The organism is Marinobacter sp. H13, assembly GCF_059072335.1.
In genome coordinates this window covers 3,054,736-3,080,076 of record NZ_JCACRU010000001.1, presented here as the reverse complement: position 1 = coordinate 3,080,076, position 25,341 = coordinate 3,054,736, and the positions used below count along the sequence as shown (strand labels likewise).

General features: G+C 55.4%; 25 protein-coding genes. 2 read left to right on the top strand and 23 right to left on the bottom strand.

Going from position 1 to position 25,341, the window contains the following annotated elements; genetic code table 11:
* Positions 1–294: 294 nt before the first annotated feature.
* Entirely contained in the window at positions 295–498 is a 204-nt protein-coding gene (locus AC5JQH_RS14240) for a DUF6316 family protein (protein WP_008170755.1), read from the top strand.
* 17 nt (positions 499–515) lie between these two features.
* Here the strand turns inward: AC5JQH_RS14240 and AC5JQH_RS14235 are convergent, their stop codons facing one another.
* The 23 genes from AC5JQH_RS14235 to merT all read right to left on the bottom strand — a co-directional run bounded on the left by AC5JQH_RS14235 (position 516) and on the right by merT (position 24,664).
* Entirely contained in the window at positions 516–1,043 is a 528-nt protein-coding gene (locus AC5JQH_RS14235) for a phosphatidylglycerophosphatase A family protein (RefSeq protein WP_008170757.1), read from the bottom strand.
* Positions 1,040–1,996 (bottom strand): thiamine-phosphate kinase, encoded by a 957-nt coding sequence (thiL, locus tag AC5JQH_RS14230; RefSeq protein WP_092032996.1) that lies wholly within the window; start codon positions 1,994–1,996, stop codon positions 1,040–1,042. The genes AC5JQH_RS14235 and thiL overlap by 4 nt, the downstream gene beginning before the upstream one ends.
* A 3-nt stretch (positions 1,997–1,999) precedes the next feature.
* Positions 2,000–2,476: a transcription antitermination factor NusB gene (gene nusB / locus AC5JQH_RS14225; RefSeq protein ID WP_008170760.1), complete on the bottom strand. Its 477-nt coding sequence runs from the start codon at positions 2,474–2,476 to the stop codon at positions 2,000–2,002.
* On the bottom strand, positions 2,476–2,952 hold the full coding sequence (ribH, locus tag AC5JQH_RS14220) for a 6,7-dimethyl-8-ribityllumazine synthase (protein WP_008170762.1): 477 nt from the start codon (positions 2,950–2,952) through the stop codon (positions 2,476–2,478). The genes nusB and ribH overlap by 1 nt, the downstream gene beginning before the upstream one ends.
* Before the next feature lie 47 nt (positions 2,953–2,999).
* The gene (gene ribBA, locus AC5JQH_RS14215) at positions 3,000–4,115 is read right to left on the bottom strand and encodes a bifunctional 3,4-dihydroxy-2-butanone-4-phosphate synthase/GTP cyclohydrolase II (RefSeq protein ID WP_062786483.1); all 1,116 of its coding nucleotides are present in this window, start codon (positions 4,113–4,115) and stop codon (positions 3,000–3,002) included.
* A 64-nt stretch (positions 4,116–4,179) separates the two neighbouring features.
* Complete coding sequence (gene ribD / locus AC5JQH_RS14210; RefSeq protein ID WP_014576043.1) at positions 4,180–5,295, bottom strand: bifunctional diaminohydroxyphosphoribosylaminopyrimidine deaminase/5-amino-6-(5-phosphoribosylamino)uracil reductase RibD; 1,116 nt, start codon at positions 5,293–5,295, stop codon at positions 4,180–4,182.
* Positions 5,292–5,810 (bottom strand): transcriptional regulator NrdR, encoded by a 519-nt coding sequence (gene nrdR / locus AC5JQH_RS14205; RefSeq protein WP_008170769.1) that lies wholly within the window; start codon positions 5,808–5,810, stop codon positions 5,292–5,294. Before nrdR ends, ribD begins: the two co-directional genes overlap by 4 nt.
* Before the next feature lie 77 nt (positions 5,811–5,887).
* The gene (gene glyA / locus AC5JQH_RS14200) at positions 5,888–7,141 is read right to left on the bottom strand and encodes a serine hydroxymethyltransferase (protein WP_014576041.1); all 1,254 of its coding nucleotides are present in this window, start codon (positions 7,139–7,141) and stop codon (positions 5,888–5,890) included.
* Between the two features lie 834 nt (positions 7,142–7,975).
* A complete protein-coding gene (locus AC5JQH_RS14195) occupies positions 7,976–8,449 on the bottom strand; it encodes a hypothetical protein (RefSeq protein WP_493805716.1) in 474 nt (157 codons plus the stop codon).
* Between the two features lie 83 nt (positions 8,450–8,532).
* Positions 8,533–9,975, bottom strand: a complete 1,443-nt coding sequence (locus AC5JQH_RS14190) for a DUF2971 domain-containing protein (protein WP_493805715.1) — start codon at positions 9,973–9,975, stop codon at positions 8,533–8,535.
* Positions 9,976–10,013: 38 nt separating this feature from the next.
* Positions 10,014–11,051, bottom strand: a complete 1,038-nt coding sequence (locus AC5JQH_RS14185; RefSeq protein ID WP_493805714.1) for a DUF2971 domain-containing protein — start codon at positions 11,049–11,051, stop codon at positions 10,014–10,016.
* Between the two features lie 331 nt (positions 11,052–11,382).
* Positions 11,383–14,358 carry a TrlF family AAA-like ATPase gene (locus AC5JQH_RS14180; protein WP_493805713.1) on the bottom strand — a complete coding sequence of 992 codons (2,976 nt, stop codon included), beginning with the start codon at positions 14,356–14,358 and terminating at the stop codon, positions 11,383–11,385.
* A gap of 96 nt (positions 14,359–14,454) precedes the next feature.
* Positions 14,455–15,027, bottom strand: a complete 573-nt coding sequence (locus AC5JQH_RS14175; RefSeq protein WP_493805712.1) for a hypothetical protein — start codon at positions 15,025–15,027, stop codon at positions 14,455–14,457.
* Between the two features lie 140 nt (positions 15,028–15,167).
* Positions 15,168–16,250: an IS630 family transposase gene (locus AC5JQH_RS14170; RefSeq protein WP_493805711.1), complete on the bottom strand. Its 1,083-nt coding sequence runs from the start codon at positions 16,248–16,250 to the stop codon at positions 15,168–15,170.
* A 190-nt stretch (positions 16,251–16,440) separates the two neighbouring features.
* The gene (gene istB, locus AC5JQH_RS14165; RefSeq protein WP_011786423.1) at positions 16,441–17,196 is read right to left on the bottom strand and encodes an IS21-like element helper ATPase IstB; all 756 of its coding nucleotides are present in this window, start codon (positions 17,194–17,196) and stop codon (positions 16,441–16,443) included.
* Positions 17,197–17,210: 14 nt separating this feature from the next.
* Positions 17,211–18,755 carry an IS21 family transposase gene (istA, locus tag AC5JQH_RS14160; RefSeq protein WP_011786424.1) on the bottom strand — a complete coding sequence of 515 codons (1,545 nt, stop codon included), beginning with the start codon at positions 18,753–18,755 and terminating at the stop codon, positions 17,211–17,213.
* A 1,113-nt stretch (positions 18,756–19,868) separates the two neighbouring features.
* Entirely contained in the window at positions 19,869–21,173 is a 1,305-nt protein-coding gene (locus tag AC5JQH_RS14155; protein ID WP_202348408.1) for a Glu/Leu/Phe/Val family dehydrogenase, read from the bottom strand.
* An 84-nt stretch (positions 21,174–21,257) separates the two neighbouring features.
* A complete protein-coding gene (locus AC5JQH_RS14150; protein ID WP_117619675.1) occupies positions 21,258–21,680 on the bottom strand; it encodes a MerR family DNA-binding protein in 423 nt (140 codons plus the stop codon).
* A 1-nt stretch (position 21,681) separates the two neighbouring features.
* Positions 21,682–22,305, bottom strand: coding sequence for an organomercurial lyase MerB (gene merB, locus AC5JQH_RS14145; RefSeq protein WP_117619676.1), 624 nt, complete (start codon positions 22,303–22,305; stop codon positions 21,682–21,684).
* 11 nt (positions 22,306–22,316) lie between these two features.
* A complete protein-coding gene (gene merA, locus AC5JQH_RS14140) occupies positions 22,317–23,720 on the bottom strand; it encodes a mercury(II) reductase (protein ID WP_117619677.1) in 1,404 nt (467 codons plus the stop codon).
* Positions 23,717–23,965, bottom strand: a complete 249-nt coding sequence (merF, locus tag AC5JQH_RS14135; protein ID WP_085919224.1) for a mercury resistance system transport protein MerF — start codon at positions 23,963–23,965, stop codon at positions 23,717–23,719. Before merF ends, merA begins: the two co-directional genes overlap by 4 nt.
* A gap of 23 nt (positions 23,966–23,988) precedes the next feature.
* Positions 23,989–24,264 (bottom strand): mercury resistance system periplasmic binding protein MerP, encoded by a 276-nt coding sequence (gene merP / locus AC5JQH_RS14130; RefSeq protein ID WP_117619678.1) that lies wholly within the window; start codon positions 24,262–24,264, stop codon positions 23,989–23,991.
* 37 nt (positions 24,265–24,301) lie between these two features.
* Positions 24,302–24,664: a mercuric ion transporter MerT gene (gene merT, locus AC5JQH_RS14125; RefSeq protein ID WP_117619679.1), complete on the bottom strand. Its 363-nt coding sequence runs from the start codon at positions 24,662–24,664 to the stop codon at positions 24,302–24,304.
* Between the two features lie 73 nt (positions 24,665–24,737).
* Between merT and merR the strand changes: the two genes are divergently transcribed.
* Positions 24,738–25,187, top strand: coding sequence for a mercury resistance transcriptional regulator MerR (gene merR / locus AC5JQH_RS14120; RefSeq protein WP_117619680.1), 450 nt, complete (start codon positions 24,738–24,740; stop codon positions 25,185–25,187).
* The last annotated feature ends 154 nt before the right edge of the window (positions 25,188–25,341 follow it).

Below are 25,341 nucleotides of genomic sequence, written 5' to 3'. Positions count from 1 at the left end.
AGAACTCCGGCATTTCCTGCTCGGCCTCCTGACTCGACTCGGGCCGATCAAATTCGAACCCATAGGTCTCCCCGGCTTCCGCCGCTTTGGTAGCATTCTGACGAGTGCAAGACAACGGCGGGCTTCGCTGACCCACTCCGGCTTTTTCAACGCAGATCCCGATTGAGACCCAACCCGTAAAATTGTAAAAAAATGTTGAATTCGCCCCGAATTGGGTTAATTTTAAACAGATCGGCAGATATTAACGCGGCGCCCGAGAAGCAAGAACGAAAAGCGGGCAGTACAGGAGACGCCATGGACACCCATCGCAGGACCGGAGAAGAAGGGCCGGTTCCCTTTCGCAGTAGTCGATTCTTCTGCGTAGGGAGCAAATGGTACTTTACCACCCGGGAAGGGTTTGACAGTGGCCCGTTCGCTTCACGGGAGCGGGCGGAAACAGGCCTCAAACGCTTTCTGCACGTGGTCCGTATGCTGCCGGAAGAACAACAGCTTCACTGACAGGCCTTCGTGCCCGTCTAGACCATGACGGGCACCAGCCACACGTCTACTGCCCACAGGCAGATCAGGGCCATGACGCCGGCAATAACATCGTCAACCATGATACCCAAACCGCCAGGCAGGTGCTGGTCCAGCCAACTGATGGGCCACGGTTTTGCAATGTCAAAAAGCCGGAACAGAGCGAACGCCCCCAGAACCCCATAGATAGTGTCAGGGAAGAGGCCAAGGGCAATCCACATCCCGACGAATTCGTCCCACACAATGCCGCCATGGTCGTGAACCTTCAGGTCTTCAGCGGTCTTTCCGCAGAGCCAGATACCTACGATAAAAGCAGCCAGTACCACCAGCCAGTAGCCCACGGGCGGCAACCAGGCGAAGACGTACCACAGCGGAATCGCGGCCAGGCTGCCCCAGGTACCGGGCGCCCTCGCCGTTGCACCACTGCCAAAACCAAAAGCGAGCAGATGCACCGGGTTACGCAAGAATCCCGGCGGGAGTATGACTGCCGGCGCCTCCGGTTCCGGGGTCTCGCCTTCCTGACTCATAATTCACTCCTGAAATGGTCAAACCCGGCGGGCACCGCTTCCAAACCGCAATCGACACCGTCGAGATACAGGCCCGGCTCAGCTTCAACGAAGCCGATCACGGTGAGTTGGCGCTTCAGTGATTCCGGGGCACGCTCCCAGTTTTCCCGCGAGAAACACAGGCACAATTCGTAATCGTCTCCGGAGCGCAGTGCGCAGTCCAGGGCCTTCTCACCCTTTAGCCGAACAAGCGCTGGCGAAAGAGGCATCCTGGCACTCTCGATCCGGGCACCGACCCCTGATGCGGAAAGAATGTGCCCGAGATCTGCCAGCAAGCCATCAGAGATATCAACCGCCGCAGTGGCATATTGGCGTATAGCTCCTGCCAGATCCAGTCTCGGCCAGGGATGGTGATAGCGTTCGAGCACGGCAAGCATGTCAGCGGAAGGGGCAGGCTCCGAAAGATAGTCTAAAGCGGCGCCGGCATCCCCCAGGGTTCCGGACACGGCAATCAGATCTCCGGGACGGGCGCCGGAGCGTCGAATCCCGGCTCCCTGCTCTACAGTGCCATGCACCTGCAGGCTCAGGGTGAGCGGCCCGGAGGTGGTATCCCCGCCGGCCAGCTCCAGACCAAACGCCTCGCTGGCCTTTCGCAATCCCATCGAGAAGTCTTCAAGCCACTGCTCATCCACGGCTGGCAGCGTCAGTGCAAGCGTGAAACATTCCGGGTCGGCACCCATGGCAGCAAGATCGCTGGCAGCGGCGGCAAGTGCTCGCCAGCCCAGATAATCGGGACGGTAGTTTCGGGGAAAGTGGACACCCTCCACGAGGGCGTCCACAGAAAAGACAAGGTCCCGGCCTGCGGGAATACGCTGAATCGCGCAATCGTCCCCTGGGCCCAGGATCAGGGATCCGGATTCCCGCCGCCCGGCAAGCGGCAGAAAGTAACGGCGAATCAGCTCGAATTCGCCCATCGACTAGCGAGCGCGGGTCTCGGCAAGCCGGAGTCGGCCGCTCAGCTTGTCGAGAATGCTGTTAACAAATTTATGGCCCTCGGTGCCACCAAAGCGCTTGGCCATTTCAATGCCCTCGTTAATGACCACCTTGTAGGGCACATCAAGCCGATGCTTGAGCTCATAGGCTCCCAGACGGACAATCGCCAGTTCCACGGGATCAACCTCTTTAATAGGCCGATCCAGGAACGGCTCGATCAGCTTGTCCAGTTCGCCCTGCTCGCGATGTACCCCACGGAGCAGATCCCGGAAATACAGCAGGTCGACCTTGCTCATGTCGTTGTCGACCATGAACTCGGCTTCAATGTCAGAAATCGCCGTCTTGCTGAAATGGCGCTGATAGAGCCCCTGCATGGCGAGGGCCCTGGCACGGCGTCGATCACCGGCTTTCGGTTGGCCAGACGGAGCCGGCTGCGGTGATGTACCTTCGGTTTCGCTCATTACTCACCCAGCTTCTTGAACAGGCTGACCATTTCAAGGGCGGTGATTGCCGCTTCGGCACCCTTGTTACCGGCCTTGGTTCCGGAACGCTCGATGGCCTGTTCGATGGAATCCACCGTCAGCACACCGAAGGTTACCGGCACGTCGGTATCAAGACTGACCGCGCCAAGACCGCTGGAGGCCTCGCCGGCAACATACTCGAAATGCGGTGTGCCGCCACGGATGACTGCACCCAGGGCAATAATCGCATCGTACTCACCGGTTTCGGCAACGCGCTTGACGGCCAGGGGCATTTCATAGGCTCCCGGCACGCGGACGATGGTGACGTCGTCATCGGAAATACCGTGACGGCGCAAGGTATCCAGCGCGCCCTCGACCAGGCTTTCCACAACAAAGCCGTTAAAACGGCCCACTACCAGCGCATAGCGCCCGCTGCACTCGGTAAAATCACCTTCAATTACTCTGATATCTGCCATCGATGGCTCCTTCACGTGTCGCGGCATAGGGGCCACGACCGGGTTTATCATTCGGGGGTGTAGGGAACGTATTCGACCACTTCCAGATCGAAACCGGAAATGGCGGAAAATTTGATCGGCGGGCTCAGCAGGCGCATTTTGCCAACACCAATATCCCGGAGAATCTGGGAGCCGGTACCTACCGTGAAGTAAACGCCGGAGCTTCCCTTGCCGGAGGAGCCCTTACCCTCATCAAAGAATTCCTGGATCCGGTCTTCCAGGTTGTAGCTGTCCTCGGCGCTGTTCAGCAGGACGACCGCGCCCCGGCCTTCCTCTGCCACCTTTTCAAGGGCGTGATGCAGGGGCCAGCTGCGAGAATCCTTGCGGCGCGCACCGAGGAGGTCCCGAAGGGTGTCCGTGATGTGGACCCGGACATAGACCGGTTCATCGGGAGAAATGTCTCCCATCAACATCGCTAGATGGGTGGCTCCCTGGATATTGTCACGGTACGTCCGAAGCTTGAACACGCCGTACTCAGTGTCGAGGTCGTTTTCTTCCACACACTCAACAGTTCGCTCATTCATGGTGCGGTAGTGGATCAGATCGGCAATGGTGCCAATCTTCAGGTCGTGCTCTTCGGCGAATCGCTCCAGGTCTTCGCGGCGGGCCATAGAGCCGTCGTCATTCATGATCTCGCAGATCACGCCGGCCGGCTCGCAACCTGCCAGTGCGGCGAGATCACAGGATGCTTCGGTGTGCCCCGCGCGGCTCAAAACACCGCCGGGATCAGACATCAACGGGAAAATATGGCCAGGCTGAACCAGATCACTGGCCTTTGCGTTGCGTGCTACCGCTGCCTGCACCGTGCGTGCACGGTCTGCCGCCGAGATGCCAGTGGTCACACCCACGGCAGCCTCAATCGAGAGGGTAAACTTGGTTCCGAAGCCGGAGGCGTTCTGCTGGACCATCAACGGCAAACCCAGTTGCTCGCAGCGATCCCGGGTCATCGGCATACAGATCAGGCCACGACCAAAACGAGCCATGAAATTGATGGCTTCGGCCGTGCAATGCTCAGCAGCCATCACGAGATCGCCCTCATTCTCGCGATCTTCGTCATCCATCAGTATGACCATCTTGCCCTGACGGATATCTTCAATGATGTCTTCAATGCTGTTCAGTGCCATATGGTTTTGCACCCTTGCGGCGCTCCGGCAAATAATTGCTGCCGGAACAACCTGAGTTTATGGATTACCGGCGGGTGAGGATCAGACGCTGATCCTCACCTACCTGACGTCGGTCCAGCACCTTCCATTGTACTTTATCTGCCATGGTCTCCAGCGGCAGATGTGCGGTCGGACGTCCCGTGCTGCCGAGGAAAACCGGCGCCTGATAGAGCCAGAGTTCGTCGACCAGATTTTCGTTAATAAAGGTGCCGGCCAGAGTGGGTCCCGCCTCCACCAGCAGCTCGTTGATTCCGAGCTCGCCGAGCGAGTCCAGCAGCTCGGCCAGGTCGATCCCGTTATCTTTCCAGGCGACACCGGTAAGGCTGATGCCCAGGGCCGCGAGGTCCTGGGCTGGCGCAGTGGCCAGCGTCGATGACGCACAGAACACCTGCACGTTACCGCCCTGGAGGATCTTCGCAGACGACGGTGTGCGCGCATCGCGGTCGGCAATCACCCGAAGCGGCTGCCTGGACGGCTCCGTCGCGTCACCAATATCCCCCAGTTCCTCGCGCCGGACCGTCAATGAGGGGTCGTCGGCGAGCACGGTTCCGACACCGGTCAGAATGGCATCACTGATCGCTCTAAGACGCTGGACATCCCGACGTGCCTCAGGACCGGTAATCCACTGGCTCTCGCCGGAAGCCATGGCGGTACGGCCATCAAGACTTGCCGCCATTTTGAGCCGCACCCAGGGTCGGCCGGTGTTCATGCGTTTCATGAAGCCCGGATTCAGGCGGGCAGCTTCTTCCGCCAGCAGGCCTTCAGTAACCCGGATTCCAGCTTCCCTGAGCATGTCCAGCCCACGGCCAGACACCGAGGGGTTCGGGTCCTTGGTTGCGGCGTAGACGTGGGCAACACCAGCATCAATCAGCGCCCTGGCGCAGGGCGGCGTCCGGCCAAAATGGCTGCACGGCTCCAGTGTTACATACGCTGTCGCACCCCGGGCATCCGGACCGGCCTGGCTCAGGGCACGGGTCTCGGCGTGGGCTTCTCCGGCACGCTCATGCCACCCCTCACCAAGAACCAGATCTCCCCGGGCAATGACACACCCAACCCGTGGATTAGGGTGGGTAGAGTACCGACCGCGCCACGCAAGCTGGACAGCCCGCGCCATCATGGCCCTGTCGCGGTTCTCGATCATGCCTTGCCTTTCGGGGCGTGGTTATCCGCCAGCGCTTTGGCAACATCCACGGCTGCCTCACCGTTGCTGGCCGACAACCTCTCGATCTCTTCCTTGAATTCGTTGATATCCTGAAAGCTGCGATATACCGAGGCGAAGCGGACATAGGCAACCTTGTCCAACTGGCGCAATTCGGTCATCACCTCTTCACCCAACTGCATGGACTTCACTTCCCGCTCTCCGGTCGCCCGCAACCGGTATTTGATCCGATTGAGAGCCGCATCAATCTGTTCAATGCTCACGGGGCGCTTTTCCAGCGCTTTCATCAGCCCGGCGCGCAGCTTTTCCTCATCAAACGGTTGTCGGGTACCATCCTGTTTGACCACCCTTGGCATCACCAACTCGGCAGATTCGAAGGTAGTAAAACGCTCCCGACAGGAGAGACATTCCCTGCGGCGACGCACCTGATCACCCTCGGCCACCAGCCGGGAGTCAATCACCTTGGTATCTGCTTCACCACAGAAGGGACAATGCATAGTCAGGAGCTCCGAAGAGGAAGCCGGGCCGAAAAGTCGGCCCGGCAGGTCATGCCTGTAGTCTAGCTATAAAACGATTAGCCGTAGACAGGGAAACGGGCGCAGAGTGCACTTACCTGCTCACGAACCCGGCTGTTGACCGCCTCGTCGTCCAGGTTATCGAGGATGTCGCAGATCCAGCCAGCGAGGTCGCGACACTCGGACTCGCCGAAACCACGGGTGGTGATTGCCGGGGTGCCAATGCGAAGACCGGAGGTGACAAACGGAGACCGCGGATCATTGGGAACCGCGTTCTTGTTGACGGTGATGTGGGCACGACCGAGCGCCGCATCCGCATCTTTCCCGGTAATGTCCTGTTTGATGAGGCTGACCAGGAACAGATGGTTCTTGGTGCCACCGGAAACCACATCATAGCCACGATCCACAAACACCTGGGCCATGGCGGAGGCGTTCTTCACAACCTGCTGCTGGTAGGTCTTGAAATCGTCGCTCATGGCTTCCTTGAAGCACACGGCCTTCGCGGCAATCACGTGCATCAGCGGGCCACCCTGGCCGCCCGGGAATACCGCAGAGTTCAGCTTCTTCTGCAGATCAGCGTCATCGCAGGCCAGGATAAGCCCACCACGGGGACCGCGCAGGGTCTTGTGAGTCGTGGTTGCAACAACGTGGGCGTGGGGAACCGGATCCGGGTAAACGCCGGCGGCTACGAGACCCGCTACGTGGGCCATATCAACGAACAAATAGGCACCCACCTTGTCGGCAATCTCGCGGAAGCGGGCAAAATCCAGCTCCTGGGAGTAAGCGGAGAAGCCGGCGATGATCATTTTTGGCTTATGCTCGAGAGCCAGCGATTCGATCTCATCGTAGTCGAGAAGGCCGGTGTCGGTGTTAATACCGTATTGCACGGCATTGTAGATCTTGCCCGAGAAGTTGACGCTGGCGCCGTGCGTGAGGTGTCCACCATGGGCGAGACTCATGCCCAGAACCGTATCACCGGGCTTGAGCAGGGCCATGAAGACAGCGGAGTTGGCCTGGGAGCCGGAATGCGGCTGGACGTTGGCATAGGCAGCACCAAACAGCTCCTTGGCACGCTCAATCGCCAGCTCTTCAGCAATATCCACGAACTCGCAGCCGCCATAGTAGCGCTTGCCCGGATAGCCTTCCGCGTACTTGTTGGTCAGCACGCTGCCCTGGGCTTCCATCACCCGGGGGCTGGTGTAGTTCTCGGACGCGATCAGCTCGATGTGAGCTTCCTGACGCTTCTCTTCCGCCTGCATGGCGTTCCAGAGTTCGTCGTCAAAGCCGGCGATTTTCATTTCACGATTAAACATGGATGCGCTGCCCCTGTGTGCTTGGCTGGCCCGGAGAGCTTTGGCGATCTCCGCAGGCTCCCTGAAAAATTGGGCCGCTATTCTATCTTACAAACGGGTAAAAAATCATCCTTTATACCGTCCGCAGATACCGGCATGCGGCCAACTCCGGTTTCTGCTCAATTGCTATCAAAGGTAGGTTTCGATACCTTACCGGATCAATAGCAATCAGTCCGATCAAGGGCGGCGGGGCTGGCCTTCCGGGATCGTCAAAATCAGGGATGATTTTGTCGAGCTTACATGGACGTATTTACAGCGTATCCCGGAAGGCCAGCCCCGCCGCCCAAGCCATCAGTTTCCGAATTCACGAACCTGTTATATCAAGAGGTGTACGCCAACATGGCCCAATCAATGAATCTACCCCATTTGAATTTAGTCACCTTTGGGCAGGTGGCCGCCTGAAACCGATAAAACGAGCCCTCAAAGCAAAGGCTTGACAGAAATTTCTCCCGCTAGTGCAGAACAACTCGCAAAAATAGTTACGTTTAGCCCTACACCCTCGAATTATAGGGTCCGAAAGTTAACTTTTTCAGCCCTCTCATCAAATGAGAAAAGGCAGCCAACTGGTATTGCGACGATCGTTTGAGCGCTTTGGCGAAACCATGGTGTCACAGGTCAACAGAATCGGCCGCTCTTTGATAAAAGCGGACCTCTGGGAATGCGTATTTCTGGTAGGTGTGGTGCGCTGCGGTCGCAAAGCGAACATTCAGGTATGACGATTAAGCTTTCGTTTAGCGGCGCCCATGTAGCGCAGCGAAATGGGCGTCCGGTGGAGGGCCAAAAGCCCGGAACGAACTATAACAATTGGTTAGAAACGTCTCGAGTCCAGTTCTTTTGCGCATACTCCAGAGCCCAATTGATGACAACGCACTCAGCGGCGGCGACAGTACCGAAGAGTAGCAGGGAGGCAAATGTTGGGAGCATTTCTGTACTGAAGTCAAAGATCAGCCAGAGGCAAAAAACGGAAATGAAGATTCCGGAGCTGACCCTTAGTATGCCTAGGAATGAAGATGCCACTTCGTGAAGCACCTCGGAGGTAAGCCTATGGGCTTTTTTAAACCTACTGCTATGAATCAGAACCCGCCATTCCAAGAAAGAAACAATGATGAAAACTGCAAAACCGACCATGCTGTAGATCATGATCCATTTGTGAGCCATCATGCTTTTCGAGAGCTCAATCAAGAGATCTGTACCACCAAATGCGTAAGATGTAACGCTCGGAACCACCGACAAACATAAAATCACCAATAACTCTCTGAAAATCCTCAAACCGACATCCTGTAATTTTCTAACGCCTGCATTTTCGGCTGGTTTGGAGCGCAGCGTAGAACCAGTCCGACAACATGCGTTTGTTACACATTTCCGGAAAACTTAACCAGACTCATTTCAACGCTTTTAATACAATTTTCATCAGCACAATAATATGCCTGATAAAACTTAAAATCGCTCCTAGAGTGTTTATTACATTTATCTTCGATTATCTTAATCGTCTTAAGCTTATCTTCTTCTTTGGTATTGATACCAAAAATTATTCCTTTTAAAGAAGAGAAATCATAGGTCAAAGTCCTTCTATCTTTCTCTGAAAGATCCGTGATGCTACTGTGCAGAATCAGCCTATATTCGTTCTCATACTCCCAGTCTTTTGACTTAACTGTCAGACTTCGAATGAAATTTGACCAGTAGTTCGATCTCCAAGCATCTTCATCAACATTCATTTTATTGGCGCAGACACTTGTATTTCCGGCTTCATCCATATACCACATGGTATTTAGAACCGGTATGGGGAGGCTTCCTATCGATGTAAAAAAGTCTACCTCTCCAAACCCCTTTTTATAGTCTATGGGGTGAAACTCCATCGCTTTATCACCATATATTGGCCCGGATCTTCCCCAGCCTGTAATTCCGTTAAGCTTTATATATGATCGATCATTGATATTTTCCGAATCGAAAATTAGGCACATGCCAGTATGATTGTTCCCATAGTGCCCCCAAACTGATGAATTTTTACACTCAGACATGAAGCAGGATGTGTACCACTTAGGAAAGGTAATTTCCTCAAGGCGATTCAAATAGAGTGACGGAAAATCTATCATCAACAAATTTTTATTTGGCCTGCTACTAGAAATAGTTCCGTTGTGCTTATGTATTAAATTTGACTGCTGTTTTATGTGACTCTTTGCTTTAAATAGTTCATTGACAATAACCTGGTCAGCTTCGCCATCGGAAACTGATTTCTCTAAAAGACCTACAAAGTCATTGGATACAACACCACTAATTCCAGCAAAAGCCTTGTCGTCTATCCTATTATCTTCTTGAGAAAGGTTTTCCTCAATATAGACATCAAAGATCAACTTTAGAGCAGGGATATGCATGCAGTCGTAATAAAAGGCAAGCTCTTCTCTTCTAATTGGTGTGCTTCTTTTGGAAATGGCCAAAATTAGAGCTGAAACATACTTGTTTTCTAAAAATCGAGCCTTAATTTTTCTGAAGAGGTTTTTATAGGAATCAGTAGGAAGATCGTCTGTACTGCCAAATACTGGAATATGGTCGGCATCTATTTTGTTATCTTCTCCAGATATGAGAAGCAAGCTAGAAATTCTCTCTAAACAAAAGACATAATGAGCAAAAAGGTTCTTCCAAGCAATTAAGTCACCTCTCCAATAGATATCCCTATAACCTTCCATAGGGTCATTTAATTGCTCGGGTCGTGCGAAATATATTGTTTGCTTTTCAAGCTCACTATATCCGTCTAGCAAGTTATTGGTAGAACGAAATCTATAGAAGCTTTTTCCCATTACTCAAATTCCCAATGCTTTGTTGTGTAACGCAAAGCTCAGTCGCCGGTGAAACCGGTCGGCTGAAGCGCCATGTTAGATCCTATGGCCTCAACCTTGTCAGTAATGATAGGCATATCGGGTAACCCAAATTGCTCGTTTATAGCTTTAACTACCCGAACCATCATGGAGTTTGAACCAAGAAGAGGATGAACATAGACTGCTTCAATGAAGTCCGAAAGACTACTATTGAGTCCACCAATATTTAGCGAAATACCGTCCAGCTCAGGGTGCGGATCTGACAACGGTTTTCCGATCTCACGTTTTGGATATGCTATCAATCTAACTTCACTCTCATATTCATACAACGCAGGTTTTACGCTGAAGGCCCCGACCCTCACATCTTTGCCAACATTGAGCTTTTCTATCAGCTCTTTCTGCAACTCTTTCTCAGGGCTTGTCAATCCATCAATATAGTCCACGTCAATAACCTGTCCCTCCAGGCCCGCCTCATGCAACCAATCAGAATTTCTGTGTAGAAGCCCTTCTAGCTTCTCTGGCTTTAACCTAATAGCAACAGACTCACTACCACCGCCATATAGATTCCACATCGCGAGTGACATTGAGGCAGCGCGATTCCAGCAGCTGATATAAGTTGACTCTCTGTCAATGGCAACTTCTCTAAGCCATTCGGCAACGCGAGTGTTGTGTTTATCATGATTCTCTCGCCAATGCTGCACCGTAGTCTCTAGGTACTCAATACGTTTGTGAGGATCCACTACAGGTACTCGTTTCAAGACATCGGCCAGAACTGAACGCTCCTCTTCCAGAGGCAACTGATTATATAGATCTTCTGAATAGAGTAAGGCGTAGTCGTGATTCCCTTTTGCTTTATCGAGAACCTTTTGAAGTTCGTCGGCGTAGCCTCGGACGCGTTGCCATCTATCTTTTTCACCCCATAAAACAGCGTGGGCGATCCACTTACCCTCTGAATCATCTTGGAACAATGAGGCTTTAGGGCAAAAAATTGATCTTGAACGCAGCATGTCAACATACTTTGCCAAGGACATATACCGCCAAATATAGAGATCAGACATATAGCCTCTTAATTTAAGGACTAGCGTTAACGCCGTCTTTGAAAGGGCGAACCTGAGGAAAAACTGGTCGGATTGAAGCTATCCGCCGTTCTAAAATCGTCCGTGGAAACGGGGTAGACCCCGGGTTGCCCAAGTCGCCTTCCCTCATAATTACCTTGTTCTTTGTCTAGCGCCCGGTTCACGCGCCGGTTATGAGCTGTGGAACAGTAAAAAAACAGTCGCTGTGCACCCAAATATTAGGCGGCCAACGTAAGCTGACTGGTCCAGCATGCCCCCATGGACCACCGCGACGCTGTATTTGTCGCGGACGGGCTTGCAATCACAGTCCAACCTATCGATCGAGACGGACGCGAAGCCGCCTCGATCGTTCGCGAAATGCAGCTTCGCCACCCTCAAGGATTTCACAAACCACCTTGCGGATCGCAGCATCCTCTAGCCCCCCCGCTACATAGCTAATCGGCGGCAAACCACCTGAAAGATGCGGACCAGCTTCGGCGACGATTATCTGATCCGCGTCGGTGTTGATCACGAGATTGGCGTTATGTGTCACCATGATCACCTGGCGTTTCGCTTTCGCCGCGATGAAAAGCGCCACCAGCTCGTCGAAGACCGACTTTGGATCGAGGTTTTCCTCTGGCTGGTCAATAATCAACGGTCGGTCGTCGGAATCGTCTAGCGCGAGGTAGAGCAGCAAAAGGACGATCCCTCGGGTGCCTGGCGACAACTTACGGATATCCACGCCGTCGTAGGAAATCTCGTAGCGAATGGCAATGTGTTCGGTTCCAAAAAGCCAGTGTGCGAATCGCTTCGACCACGCGCGGAATTCAGTTTGCTGGGTTGGGGAAAATGGCGCGTGCGATAAGAGATCTCTTAGGTATTTTCCCATAAAGGCCGTCATAGCAGCCTGAACTTCAGCGGCAGAACCGGTTTCCCACGCAGGTTTGAGCGCGTCCGTCGCGGCCGCAATCAACGAGCCGCGCCCGTAAAAAGGGCCTGCCTTACGACGGTCGAGGAGTTCCTCTTCGGCAAACGCGCCCCAGGTCTGAACATCGGCAATCCTGCGGACTGAAAAACTCAGCTTATTGAGTGTGCCCGATGATGAGGATAGGCGCTCCATGAGCGGTGCATATAGGGCAGCCAACGCGTTTTGCTCGCTTATGATAGCTTCGAACACGCGGCCATAGGTGTCGTCACGTTCAGTCTGCAGGTCCTTCCGTCGCGCTGCCGCGCCCTTGGCGTCAGTGAGCCGTGCTTCCATAGTCTGAAGCGCCGAATTCTCCTGCGCAATCCGCTTCGTAAGCATCGCGTATTGCTCACGAATAAGCTTGTCCGCGCCGAATAGCGCCTCGAGTCGTGCCATCTCTGCTACGATCGGCGCAAGCGGAAGCATCGCGAGATCTGCGTCATCAGCAATCAGAGCAACATTGGGATCGCCGGGCGGTGGCGGAACACCGTTGAGCTTGCCAACCTCGGCGTCCGCCCATGCGGTGTAGGCCGTGAGGCTCTTGTCGACGTCGCCCTTATAAATCAGCAGGAACTCGTCCCACTGATTGGCATCTAGGCCACTGTTGTTATGTCGCGCCTGGATCTGTCGGAGCATTTCAGGCGCGCCGGTGGCTCGCATGCTACGAACCTCGTCTTGCAGAGCGACGAAGGTTCGGCGCTGATTGTTATAGGCTTGTATTTTGGTCCTTAGCTTCTGCGCCGCCCCGCTGAGCTGGGTGTGCCTTGCGACCTGAGCTTCGGTGCCCTTAACCACCAGCTTAGCCTGGTCAGCCGTATAGCCGGCGATCAGCTTCTTCTTTTGCTCAACCTGCTTGCTCAGGCTTGCAACGAGGCTCTCTTTCTCGAGCTCGGTAGCAATTCTGTCGGAGATATCGGCGATCGCCTCCGCCTCACGCTCACGGGCTTGCTGGAAGCGAGCGGTCCGTTGCTCGCGGAGCTCGGTGAAGTCAAGCGCCCACTCGCGGTCGTCCTGCGAGTGGGAATCGAAAATAACGCGCTCGATCTCATCGACGAGACCATCGGAGACACCCTTGGCCGAACACAGCTCCTCGACGAATTGCTGAGAAAGATATCTCGCACGAGGGAACGACATATGGCCGTTCGCGTCACGGCCATCAAGCGCACGCGTCTCCGTTGCGCCGCCGCCCCAAGTCAGTGTCGCGGAGGCGTCCCCGATGAGTTTGCGTGCGCGTGTGAGGAACGATGGGCTGACGTTCTCGTCAGCCTCCCAGCCAGCTGGAGTTATTGCATCGCAACCGGCGGCGATCACATCGGCCAGTGCCGTCTTGCCAGATCCCCGCGCGCCAATGATGGCGACTAGGCCGGGATTGAGCGGAATATCGGGCGTTTCCGCCCAATCTGCATCCTCAAAGTGTACATGCGAGATGACCTGCGACGGCATAGCCGAGCTTGGCGGTTTCTCGCCAACATAGGCCCGGCCTTCCGGATCGATGCAGGCCTGTCGTAGGGCGTCGAATGTTAGTGCACCCTTGATCCACGAGAAGCGATTGTCGACTGGCTTCCCGACGGACTTCTGGTCGTGGGAATCGCTGCCATGGAGACACGGCTTGCACCCCTCATAGCGCGAGCGCAGTTCTTCGACACTGACGTTCCGCTGGCCGATCCAGAATTCACGCTGTGCGGGGCTGCTGGAGAAAATGATGTGGGCGAATTTCTCTATCTCCTGGCGCACCGTAGAATCCGCGGCCTGACGAACTCCGGAAGTGCCGTCACTAGAACCACCAGCAACGGCGATTAAAATGTTCTTTTTCGCCCATTCACTTTCGGCGATAACTTTACGCAATTGATCGAAGTTGACTTTGAACTGTGTGGCGCCGTGTCGAAGCGCAGCCCCGTCGTCAATGATGGTAGTGTCTGAACGTTTGCCCAGCTTTATCAGTTCCTCCCGCGTGCAGTCGAAGCGGTCGCCAAAAGCATAGAATTGAAGGCGCTTCAGGATTCGCTTTGTCTCTGAGAGGTGTTCAGGGTCTTCAGGGCTGACCAACAAATGGACGTTCACGAAGCCCGTTTTCGACGCCACATCGAGGCGCAGCTCGATGTTAGGGAAGATTAGCGACACGTCGGGCAATCGGCCTGTGACCTTATGCTGAAGGAATTCCTCGTATGTGTCGGTAACGTAGTAGTCAGTGACCGCGACCGCCTCGACCTTCGGCGTTAAGGCTTCGAGCGTCGAGAGATAGGTGCTCCAGGGATCGGATACACCGAACTGATTGTTGAGGATCGTGCCGGGCGCATGGATATGCGGCTCCCATCTATGCCATTCAGAACCGCGATTGATCACTTACATCTCCAGATCATCATTCTTGTTTAGGTCACCACGACCCGAATCATTAGGAAAAGCTCGCTAACGCAGAGCGAGCCGGCGACTGGTTAAATATCAAAGTGCAGTGTCAATTTTATCCACATACTCCGTGCATTTTTTGAACACACTTTCAACTTCATCCCAAAATTCTTCATTCAAGATTATTGTCTGGTGGCCGCCCGAAAAATAACATAGTAAAGCACCGTCTTTAGTATCAAATTTCAGAGTTCCATGTGCAAAAGCGTTGCGCCAAGTCATTATTTTTTTGAGGAACCCCTGAAGTCTGCTCGAATCCTTACCCTTAAGTACCTCAGTTTCTTTGGTAATCGTGTTAATGAGGCTCTTTTTAAACGAAAACTGGAAAGATGAGGATTGTAATACTTCATTTACAAACACATTCCTGCGTCTTGTCGGAGAGTTCGTTTTTCCAAAAAAGAAGTCGGTAATCGTATCTTCGAGCTTTTTTTCCAAGCAAACAGTAGACCAGATGATGTGCATTCCGTTCTCTCTTGCAGTACCGAGCGTAGAGATTTCATCAGGGCCTATTCCGCCCAAGTAAACCTCTCCATTTTCATCGGCCTTCCCACTGCCTCCAAGTGGAATAGGTATAGAAATGGTGTTAGTTGCGGGCAAAGAAATCTTTCTCATTTAAATGACCTATCAGCAAATTAGGCAGCACGCTTTATCATTGTAGAAATCTGGCTGCGTCCTTAACACTAACTTCGAACCAGAAATCGCGTTTCACATAAATAAAAACAATAGCCTAGTGTGCCGTTCGGTTAATTCGCTCATTTATTGTCAATCAAACTCAGCTTCGCCCGAGCCACTGACGTCATAATAGATTCTGCGCTTTTATGCCAACGGAACGGCTTTGCCAGTTTTTCGTTGTGAACCTTGATGAACTTTTTAATCGCAGACTTTAATTCGCCGACGCTGGTGAAAATACCTCGGTAAAGGGCTCGTCGCTCCAGTTGGCCAAACCAACCCTCAACCGCGTTCAGCCACGACGCACTCGTGGGCGTGAAGTGCAGCTTGAACCGAGGGTGCTCGGCCAGCCAGGCTTTGACTTCCAGCGTCTTGTGAGTCGAGCTGTTATCCAGGATCAAATGCAGATCCAGATCCTTCGGCGTTTCCCGGTCGATCTGTCGCAAGAAGTCTAAAAACTCCTTGGCCCGGTGGCGCTGAGTGATTCGTCCGATCACTTGACCCGTCAGCGTATTGAATGCAGCGTACAGGCTGGTTGTGCCATGACGCTTGTAATCATGTGTCTGTCGCTCAACTTGTCCCGGGCGAAGCTGCAATTTCGGCTGGGTCCGATCAAGAGCCTGAATCTGGGTCTTTTCGTCAACAGACAGAACCAGTGCATTGTCCGGAGGATTCATATAGAGCCCGACAACATCGCACACTTTTTCAGCGAAGTGGGGATCGTTGCTGATCTTGAACGTTCTGAGCCGGTGCGGCTTCAAATCGGCTGCTTTCCAGATCTGATGTACTTGCCAGCGCGTTACCCCGGCATGCTCTGCCATGAGACTGATGCTCCAGTGTGTGGCCTCTTTCGGAACTTTATGAACCGTGTCGTCTAAAATTTTCTTGACGGTTTTACCATCCAGTTTTCGAGGCTGGCCAGGTCGCGGTGCATCATGAAGCCCCTCAAGACCGCTCTCACTGTAGCGTTTGCGCCACTTGAAGACCGTTTGAGTGCTAACCTGAAGAGACTCCGAGATCCCTTTTGGTGTCTCGCCTTCGTTCAGTAACAAAAGTATCTTGGCGCGTTGCGCCAGGTGCTGACTCAGGGTATTAGCTCGGCACCAACTTTCGAGTTCCAACTGGTCGTTTACAGTCAAATTAAACGGCGCTGCGGGTTTGGGCACAATGGGAACCTTTTATTGCTGATCGACGGTTCCTATTATAACAAATATTGATCAGCGAATTAAACAGACGGAACACTAGCCAAGGATGGCCATCTCTTGCGTATTCCGGCGAACGTGACCGGTCATTCCGGGGATCGTGACCGGTTTGCACACGGCCATCACGCTGGAGTCAGTTTTGTACTCTGAGCGGTCACGATGGGTCAACCGATTCCGTGTTTTGTGCCTTGGCTTTTCTTAGTGATTCTCCTTTTAGATTGAGTCGGTGAGCGCCGTGCAGAAGCCGGTCCAGAATGGCGTCTGCGAGTGTGGCGGAGCCGATGTAGTCGTGCCAGTGTTCGGTTGGTAACTGACTAGCGATCAGGGTTGAGCCTCTTCCGTGCCGATCCTCAATCACTTCCATCAGATCCTGTCGTTGTTGCACGGTGACCTTCTGCATCCCCCAGTCATCCAGGATCAGCAGGTCGGTTTTCAACAGTTGGTTCATCAGGCGGGCGTAACTGCCATCGCCGTGGGCGATGCGCAGCTGTTCGAACAGGCGCGGTACCCGCAAGTAACGGACTGAGAGCCCCTGCCGGCAGGCCTGGTTGCCCAGGGCGCACGCCAGCCAGGTCTTGCCGCAACCGGTAGGCCCGGTGATGCACAGGTTCAGGGACTGGCGGATCCAGTCACAGCTGGCCAGCCCCGCCATACGGGAGCGCTCCAGCCCTCTCGGGTGGCGGTAATCGATGTCTTCCACGCAGGCCGAGACCCGCAACCGGGCCGCCTTCAGCAGCCGTTCCAGGCGGCGGTTTTCCCGGTGCAGCACCTCCCGGTCGATCAGTAAGGCCAGGCGTTCCTCGAACGCCAGGTCGTGGGTGTCGGGCTGTGCCCGCTGCTGTTCCAGGGCATCGCACATGCCGGTCAGTTTGAGTTGGCGCAGGGCGTCGAGGGTGTTTTGAGTCAACATCAGTTTCTCCGGGATCAGTGGTAGTAGCGGGGGCCGCGAACGTTGGTGTGTACTGGCAGCTCTGTCAGTTCCGACTCCTCCTCGGCCAGGGGTAACGGGAGCTGATCCAGCCCCTGTTTCAGGATCGAGCTGATGCTCTGGTAGCTGGCCGAGTTGATAGCTAGTGCTCGACTACAGGCCTGCTCCAACCGGTCACGGCTGTAACGTCGACTCAGGTTCAACAGCCCCAGGCATGATCGGTAGCCATGCTCCGGATGAGGGCGATCCTTAAGCTGTCGCTGTACCACGTCGAGCGTGGCGGGACCGATGTCACTGGCCCAGTTCAGGAACCGTCCCGGTGACCAGTTCTGATGGGCCTGATGGGACTTGGGCATGTGCTCGGTCAGGGTCACGAAGCGGCTCTTGCCGTGGCGAGGATGCAGGGCTACCCGTTGTCCTTTGTGCATGACCTCAACGGACGTATCGGTCACCCGAACATCCAGCTTCACACCCACCAGGGCGTGAGGCACGCTGTACAGGCGTTTGTCGATCTCGATGTGGTAGTCGATGCCCGGTCGTGCCTTGCGCCACTCGGCGTAGACGTAGGACGTTGCCGGCAGTGGCCTGAGTGCAGGTCGGTCCAGCGCTTCGAACAGGCTCTGGCGGCTCTCGGAGCGCCCCTGGAACGGGCGCTGGTTCAGTGCCGGTAGCAGGTCTGCAATCGCCGAGTTCAGTTCGGCCAGTGAGAAGAACGTTCGGTGACGCAACCGGGCCAGGATCCAGCGTTCAACCAGCAGCACAGCGGCTTCGGCCTTCGCCTTATCCTTGGGCTTGTAGGGGCGGGCCGGTAAGACCGCCGTCTGGTAATGGGTTGCCAGTTCCGCGTAGGTCTCGTTGAGCTGGGGCGTGTATCGGTCTGCCTTGGTGACCGCTGCCTTGAGATTGTCCGGAACCAGCAGTTCCGGCACACCACCGTAGAACGCCAGCATCCGCTGGTGGGAGGCGATCCAGTCCGGCAGGCTCTGGCTCCAGGTGGCCTCGGCGAAGGTATAACTGGACGCGCCCAGCACAGCCACAAAGACCTGGGCCTTACGCATCTCGCCGGTGCTGCGGTCCACCACCGGCACGGTGGGACCGCAGTAGTCGATAAAGATCTTCTCGCCGGCCCGGTGGACCTGGCGCATGCTGCGCCGCTGCCGGCCGCGCCAGAGCCGGTAGTGATGGCAGAACTGACTGTACCGGCGGGCCTTGTCGCCGTGGCGTTCGACGTACTCAGCCCAGAGCAATTGCAGGGTGACGCCCTTGGTCTTGAGTTCCTGGTGGACCTGGAAGTAGTCGGGCTCAGCAAATCGAGATGGGGGTGTCTTGGCCGGGAAGAGCTGGGCTTCCAGTCGTGCCTCGTCCGTGCCTTCCGGCAACGGCCAGGTGATGCCCTGCGCGGTGGCCAGGCTGACATACTTGCCGACCACGCCCTTGGAGAGTCCGCAGGCACGGGCAATGCGCTCATGGCTCAGGCCCGCTTCGTACTTGAGGCGCAAGACCTCGATGATCTGTCGCATGGAAATCCTCGCTGCCGGCATCCGCCCTTCCTCGTGATGAAAAAGGAAGGGGTATGCCGGACAAAGTTGAAGAATTCCAGCGTGTTGGCAATGATTCCGGAGGAACGTGACCGGGGATTCCGGCATCGTGACCAGCGATTCCGGAAAAACGTCCAAAATCGGTCACGATAAAACGGAATGAGCGGTCACGATCACCCGGAACAGGCGGTCACGTTCAAACGGAATGGGCGGTCACGATGGGCCGGAATATGCATCTCTGCCATGTAATCATTCAGCGTCTGCAATTTGCTCCGCTCATCACTCTGGATGAGATGGCTACGACTAGCTTCGAAGCTCTGGAGAAAAGCTCTGACTAGAACGTTCGCTTTTGTTTATGAGGAGGTCGGCACAGCTCTTTAATAGAAGCCCAGGTCAACAGCAGTTTTTGCCTAACCCTATTCCTGCGCAAACGCCTTGGCGTGCCGGCCATTTTTCTCAGCTATGAACAGCACAGCCAAACGGGGCTTCGAATCAGTTGCATGCGCCAAAGGTCCCAGTGAAGCCAGGAAGGACGCCAGCACAGAATTGTAATTTCTCGAACTATCAGTATGTCTCCAGAAAAGCAAACAAGGGGACGTGGTATACAGGACTCATTGGTTTGCTCTACTCCGAAGACCCACTGGCCCTGGTTATGGGCGACAAGTATTCAAAAAGTCACGGAACCACGCAGCTTCGGTCGGTGTGGATTGCAGCCCATACTGTTTCACTATCCGAGAGAAACGGGCGACATACTGACACTGACCCGACGGCGGCAGCCACTCGTCCGGACCCTTGGCGCCCTTATTCCGGTTCAGATTTAGTTATACGAAGTAGGCATAACTGATTTTTGTTGTTAATTTTTCTCGAACCTCTGAAATCCATGCACTGCTCAGCTTTTTTACAGCAACATTTTTTTGCAACGTTATTTCGACCATCATTGATTCTTAGTTTCAACTCAGCCCGCAACATTTGTTCGTGCGCTCCACGAGACAAATCTAGGGTTGGCATAACGGCTGTGAGCGTAGACAGGACAATGCCAGAGAGAGAAGAGTTCAGTTCAGACATGAAGTGGGCACCCCAGCAGTAAGGGGATGACCGCCACCGTCGCTTTTCACCTCACCCAAGTTGGTCATTGAAATAGCCTTGAGTGCCCTGTTGAGCCATGGCATCCACAATCCGCCCGACACCCTGGATATAGGCGGCTGTGCGCAAGGGTATGGCTTTCTCCTCCGCCAGGTTGAAACAGGCATTCGCTTCACGCTCAAGACGCTGCCTGAGTTGCTTTTCCACGGCTTCGCCTGACCAGTAATCGCCCATCCGGTTCTGAACCCATTCCAGATGGCTGACTATCACGCCGCCGGCGTTGGCGATGATGTCCGGGATCACCGGGATATTACGATCCTTCAGGACGCGGTCACCGTCGCTGCTGACGGGGCCGTTAGCGATCTCCACGATCATCCTGGCCCGGACCCGATCTGCGTTGGCGTCCGTTATCTGGTTTTCCAGTGCGGCCAACACCAGAACATCGACGTCCAGTTCCAGCAATTCGTCGCCGCTAAGGGACTGCGTGTCCGCGAGGTCACACACGGAATCGTCGCAATAGACCATGCCCTTGAGTTCGCGGGTACGGTTTTTGTGACGCAGGATGGGCGAAGGATCCAACCCCTCATCACTGTAGATGCCACCCTGGGAGTCAGACAATGCGACAATATTATAACCGACATCGTGCGCCAGGCGCGCAAAATGCTGGCCGGCGTTACCGAACCCCTGGACAGCCACTGTCAGATCTTCCGGTTTCTGGTGCTGCCGTTTTACCCACAAGTCCAACACCTGCAACGCACCTGCACCAGTGGCTTCCTCACGACCAATGGAGCCCCCTAGTCCCAGGGGCTTACCAGTAATGACGCCGGGCACGTGCCGACGTTCGATCTGGGCGTATTCATCCACCATCCAGCCCATGATTATGGCGTTAGTGTTGACGTCGGGGGCCGGAATATCGCGTTCAGGGCCGATCACATCGTGAAAGGCACGGATATAGCTGCGGGACAATCGCTCCAGCTCCAGGCGGGAGAGGGTCTTCGGATCGACACAGATACCCCCTTTGGCACCACCAAACGGCAGGTCGACCGCAGCGCACTTCAACGTCATCCAGAAACTCAGTGTCGCGACCTCATCCTCGGTGACATCGGGGTGGAAGCGAATGCCGCCCTTGGTGGGGCCACGGGTATCGTCGTACTGCACGCGCCAGGCAGGAAAAACTCGCAGCGAGCCATCATCCATGCGCACCGACAAACTGGCCTGATGGATGCGTTTAGGTTGCCCCAGGCGGTGGCGACTATCGTCAGCCACCTCCAGCCACTCGTAAATGTCAGCCATTCGGGATTGGGCATCTTCGAGTAAGTGATGGGTATTACTGCTCATGGTTACCTCAATATCTCGATAGGGAAAGTAAGGTGTAGACAGCCGTGTCTTTTCTCTGGACACCGCTCCGGTGTAGGCGTTCACTTATGGCGAAATTGAATCGCTTAACCCGGCTCCACGCTCTGCCTTTGTCAACACTTGGGTACAGCGATTCAGCGCCGCCCTCTTAACGGCAAGAGTATCCTGTATTTGCCGCTTGGCTGTGCGGCACTGCTGCTCATCCCCGTTGTCGAGCGCATGAACAAACTCGGCGATTTCCGGGAGCCCCAGGCCTGCCTCACGACAAGCCCCAATGAACTTCAGCCGTTCCAGACAGCGGTAATCAAACAAGCGAAAGCCCCCCGAGGTTTTTCCGCAGGCCTGCACCAGTCGCATATCCAGGTACGTCCGAATTTGCGGCACCGACAGACCACAGCAACGGGCCGCCTGGGAAATGACATACCCTTGGCTTTGTGTTTCCGGTCCGCGTTCAACGTCAGGTTCTGCTCTTAGAGTATTCACCGTCATGTCAGTCACTCTCCGCTTTGTCGAGCAATTGCCGGGCAATGGCCTGACCCAGTTCGAAACCTTCCTGAACAGTCACAATGCTTGCGTGCGGTTTGTCCCCGGACCACGCTTCCCCGGCAGATCGAGAAGCAAAAAAGTGGACATCGCAACAGAAGGCACTGCGAATGTCGCCGTCCGTGGCCACGGAAACCAGCGAGAGAACCGCGTCCTCTGGCTGGAGCGAAAGCACTTCCTGTGGCGTGACCGTCAAGGTGACCGGCTTGTGGGTGTGGGGACAACGCGACCGAACCTGTGCGGGTTCGCCAATGACAGCCGGAAACATCAAGGCGTCGAGTGCACACCAGGTGTAGAGCGGCTGATCGTTTACCACAAACGCATGCGGCGTTTCACGCAGGGTGATGCCTGAGCCGACCAGCCGTCCCTGACCGTCATACTCGACGGTTCCGCAAGGCAGCTGTTCCAGCACCTGCACCACCTGGTCCGTCGTCCAGTTGAGCGACGCTGCAAGCCGCTCAAGAGTGACCGGACGACCCTGGACCAGCTCACGCAATAGCGCCACATGAAGCGTGGCCTCCGCTTCTCCGGTCAGGCCCAGCCGATTTACGATTTCACGCACATCATTCATGGGGCCTTGCCTTATCCCGCGCAGCAGGATAATTGTTTGACATCCTTGGTAAAGGTTTGAGCGCACAGCTTCAGACCCTCAACCATCGTCAGGTACGGGAACAGCTCATCGGCAATCTCGTTGACGGTCATGCCCGCGCGTATGGCCATCACGGCGGTCTGGATCAGTTCGCCGGCCTCACCCGCCACGGACTGCACACCCAGTAACCGCCCGCTTTCACGTTCCGCGACCATTTTAATGAAGCCTCCGGTATCAAAGTTGACCAAAGCCCGTGGCACGTTGTCGAGGGTCAGGGTACGGCTGTCGGTGACGTAGCCTCTTGCCTCGGCGTCGGCCTCGGACAAACCGACAGTCGCGATCTGCGGCTCGGTAAAGACCACCTCCGGCATGGCACTGAGATCCAGGCGGGCATCGCCGTCGGTCATATTGATCGCGGCCCGGCTACCACCTGCGGCCGCCACATAGACGAACTGGGGCTGATTGGTACAGTCGCCGGAAGCGTAAATGCCCGGCACCCGGGTCTGGAGTTGCTCATCGACGACAATGGACCCGCGATCCGTCTCGACACCGACCGCTTCCAGATTCAGCCTGTCTGTGTTCGGTGTGCGTCCCACGGCCACCAGCAGCCGATCGGAGCGCAGTTCCCCTGCGTTCGTGTCGAGCACGAATTCCTCGTTGGTATAACTGATCTGGCTCGCCTGGGTGTCATTCAGAACCTTGATACCCTCGGTTTTGAACGCAGTTTCAATGGCCTCGCCCACGGCCGGGTCCTCCCGGGAAAATAGCCGGCTGCGTGCCAGAATGGTCACCTCGCTGCCCAGTCGGGCAAACGCCTGTGCCAGTTCCACTGCCACGACAGACGCCCCGATGACAATCAGCCGGTCCGGAATGGTGTCGCTGGCCAGTGCCGTGGTGGACGTCCAGTACGGCGTATCGGACAGGCCCGGAACCGGTGGGATGGTAGGCCGCGCACCGGTACCAATGAACGCTCTGTCAAAGCGTACCTCGCGCTCCGTACCGTCGGCTCGCGTCACTGTCAGCGTATTGGCGTCGGTAAAACGGGCCTCACCCCGCACGACAGTAATCGCCGAATTGTCTTCGAGAATGCCCTCATACTTGTCGCGACGAAGCTCATCGACCCGGGCCTGTTGCTGGGCCAGCAACCGGGGCCGGTCAATGGACGGCTCGCTTGCCTCGATACCCTCGTCGAACGGACTGGTGCGGCGCATATGAGCCACGTTTGCAGCCCGGATCATGATTTTCGAGGGCACACAGCCGATATTGACGCAGGTGCCACCGAGGGTGCCGCGCTCGATCAGGGTGACCCGTGCTCCGCGTTCCGTTGACTTCAGGGCGGCGGCCATGGCAGCGCCGCCACTGCCAATCACGGCAATATGCAGGTTGTCGTTACTCATTCATGTGACTCCTTGGTAGATGGGCTATCGCAGCAGGCGTCGTATTTCTTTTTACGCCATACGGCGTAGCAGGTCAGGCCGATAAAAATGGCGAGCGCCGGCAACAGCACGTAATCCAGGTAGCCGGTCAGCGCTGCCAGACCAACGGATCCGAGTAAAACCACCAGAATCGGCGTGAAGCAGCACAGCGCGACCACGACAGTGCCAATAGCACTCGCTCGCAACAGCGTCTTGGGATCTTTCATGGTTACTCCTTGGTCGTCCCGGTTTATTTCAGGGTGGACGGATAACCCGCATTGGTGGTGGCCTGAGTCAGCGCCTCAACGGAGGTTTTCTCATCGTCAAAGGTCACCGTCGCATCCCGTTCCTCATATCGGACATCCACAGCACTTACGCCGTCGACCCGCTTCAGGGCGGCTTTGACGGTAATCGGGCAGGCCGCACAGGTCATGCCTGGAACGGACAAGGTCACCGTTTGTTGTGCCGCCAGGGTAGGCAGGCTGAACAGCGTAAACAGTACGGCGGTGATTAGGGACTTTTTCATGGTGTGGTGCCTCTCAGTAAATAGGTTGGATCAGGTTTCAGTAAAACAGCGGTAAGACGAAAGGGAACGCCAGCGCGGTCAGTATCAGCAGCGCGACGATCCAGAAGGTGATCTTGTAAGCAGTGCGCACTTGCGGTACCGCGCAGACTTCGCCCGGTTCGCAGTCCTGCGCGGGCCGGTATATCCGACGCCAGGCAAAGACCATCGCCAACAGAGCAGCACCAATAAACCACGGCCGGTAAGGCTCCAGAGCGGCAAGGTTGCCGATCCAGGCACCGGAAACACCAAGGGCGATCAGGACCAGGGGGCCAAGACAGCAGGCCGATGCGAGCACTGCTGCGACCCCGCCTGCGATTAATGACCCGCGACCGGATTTGGACTCTGATTTCAACTCTGACATTGTGATTGCACCTTTTATGGCCTTGTTCGATAAGTTAAGCTTAAAGCCGTAGTCAACTACGGAGTCAAGGCAAATGTCGGATGAAATGAACTCATTGACCATCGGGGGGCTGGCTAAGGCGGCGAACGTCTCAGTTGAGACCATCCGCTACTACCAGCGACGTGGGTTGATACCGGAGCCCCAGCGTCCTCTCGGGGGTATTCGACGCTACGCTCCCAGCGATATCAGCAGGTTGAGCTTTGTGAAAACTTCGCAGCAGTTAGGCTTCAGTCTCGATGAGATCAGCGACCTGCTCCGGCTCGAAGACGGCACCCACTGCCAGGAAGCCAGTGTTCTGGCCGAGCATAAGTTGCGGGACGTGCGCGAAAAGATCGACAGGCTGAAGAAAGTCGAGTTGGTTCTGGGCGAAATGGTTGACCGATGCCACGCCCAACAAGGCAATATTACCTGCCCGCTGATTGGGTCATTGCATGAAGGGATCAGGGGGCATATAACCCAGAGGGACGAGCAATCTGCCCAGTAATATTTGGCTTCGGGCCGGTGTTGATCTCGGTTAGCCCTGTGTCCACTCGGCCCCGTACCAAGGTACAGACGTTAATCTGGCAATAGAGATGGCAAGGGTGCCGCCCCACCCGCGCTCCCAGTGACCTTAGCATTCAGAAGTTAATAGAATCGTG

What these genes read in the sequence shown, in the direction of transcription:
- AC5JQH_RS14240 (WP_008170755.1), top strand. Translation starts at nt 295, where the DNA reads ATGGACACCCATCGCAGGACCGGAGAAGAAGGGCCGGTTCCCTTTCGC.
- AC5JQH_RS14235 (WP_008170757.1), bottom strand. Translation starts at nt 1,043, where the DNA reads ATGAGTCAGGAAGGCGAGACCCCGGAACCGGAGGCGCCGGCAGTCATA.
- thiL (WP_092032996.1), bottom strand. Translation starts at nt 1,996, where the DNA reads ATGGGCGAATTCGAGCTGATTCGCCGTTACTTTCTGCCGCTTGCCGGG.
- nusB (WP_008170760.1), bottom strand. Translation starts at nt 2,476, where the DNA reads ATGAGCGAAACCGAAGGTACATCACCGCAGCCGGCTCCGTCTGGCCAA.
- ribH (WP_008170762.1), bottom strand. Translation starts at nt 2,952, where the DNA reads ATGGCAGATATCAGAGTAATTGAAGGTGATTTTACCGAGTGCAGCGGG.
- ribBA (WP_062786483.1), bottom strand. Translation starts at nt 4,115, where the DNA reads ATGGCACTGAACAGCATTGAAGACATCATTGAAGATATCCGTCAGGGC.
- ribD (WP_014576043.1), bottom strand. Translation starts at nt 5,295, where the DNA reads ATGATCGAGAACCGCGACAGGGCCATGATGGCGCGGGCTGTCCAGCTT.
- nrdR (WP_008170769.1), bottom strand. Translation starts at nt 5,810, where the DNA reads ATGCATTGTCCCTTCTGTGGTGAAGCAGATACCAAGGTGATTGACTCC.
- glyA (WP_014576041.1), bottom strand. Translation starts at nt 7,141, where the DNA reads ATGTTTAATCGTGAAATGAAAATCGCCGGCTTTGACGACGAACTCTGG.
- AC5JQH_RS14190 (WP_493805715.1), bottom strand. Translation starts at nt 9,975, where the DNA reads ATGGGAAAAAGCTTCTATAGATTTCGTTCTACCAATAACTTGCTAGAC.
- AC5JQH_RS14185 (WP_493805714.1), bottom strand. Translation starts at nt 11,051, where the DNA reads ATGTCTGATCTCTATATTTGGCGGTATATGTCCTTGGCAAAGTATGTT.
- AC5JQH_RS14175 (WP_493805712.1), bottom strand. Translation starts at nt 15,027, where the DNA reads ATGAGAAAGATTTCTTTGCCCGCAACTAACACCATTTCTATACCTATT.
- istB (WP_011786423.1), bottom strand. Translation starts at nt 17,196, where the DNA reads ATGTTGACTCAAAACACCCTCGACGCCCTGCGCCAACTCAAACTGACC.
- istA (WP_011786424.1), bottom strand. Translation starts at nt 18,755, where the DNA reads ATGCCGGCAGCGAGGATTTCCATGCGACAGATCATCGAGGTCTTGCGC.
- AC5JQH_RS14155 (WP_202348408.1), bottom strand. Translation starts at nt 21,173, where the DNA reads ATGAGCAGTAATACCCATCACTTACTCGAAGATGCCCAATCCCGAATG.
- AC5JQH_RS14150 (WP_117619675.1), bottom strand. Translation starts at nt 21,680, where the DNA reads ATGACGGTGAATACTCTAAGAGCAGAACCTGACGTTGAACGCGGACCG.
- merB (WP_117619676.1), bottom strand. Translation starts at nt 22,305, where the DNA reads ATGAATGATGTGCGTGAAATCGTAAATCGGCTGGGCCTGACCGGAGAA.
- merA (WP_117619677.1), bottom strand. Translation starts at nt 23,720, where the DNA reads ATGAGTAACGACAACCTGCATATTGCCGTGATTGGCAGTGGCGGCGCT.
- merF (WP_085919224.1), bottom strand. Translation starts at nt 23,965, where the DNA reads ATGAAAGATCCCAAGACGCTGTTGCGAGCGAGTGCTATTGGCACTGTC.
- merP (WP_117619678.1), bottom strand. Translation starts at nt 24,264, where the DNA reads ATGAAAAAGTCCCTAATCACCGCCGTACTGTTTACGCTGTTCAGCCTG.
- merT (WP_117619679.1), bottom strand. Translation starts at nt 24,664, where the DNA reads ATGTCAGAGTTGAAATCAGAGTCCAAATCCGGTCGCGGGTCATTAATC.
- merR (WP_117619680.1), top strand. Translation starts at nt 24,738, where the DNA reads ATGTCGGATGAAATGAACTCATTGACCATCGGGGGGCTGGCTAAGGCG.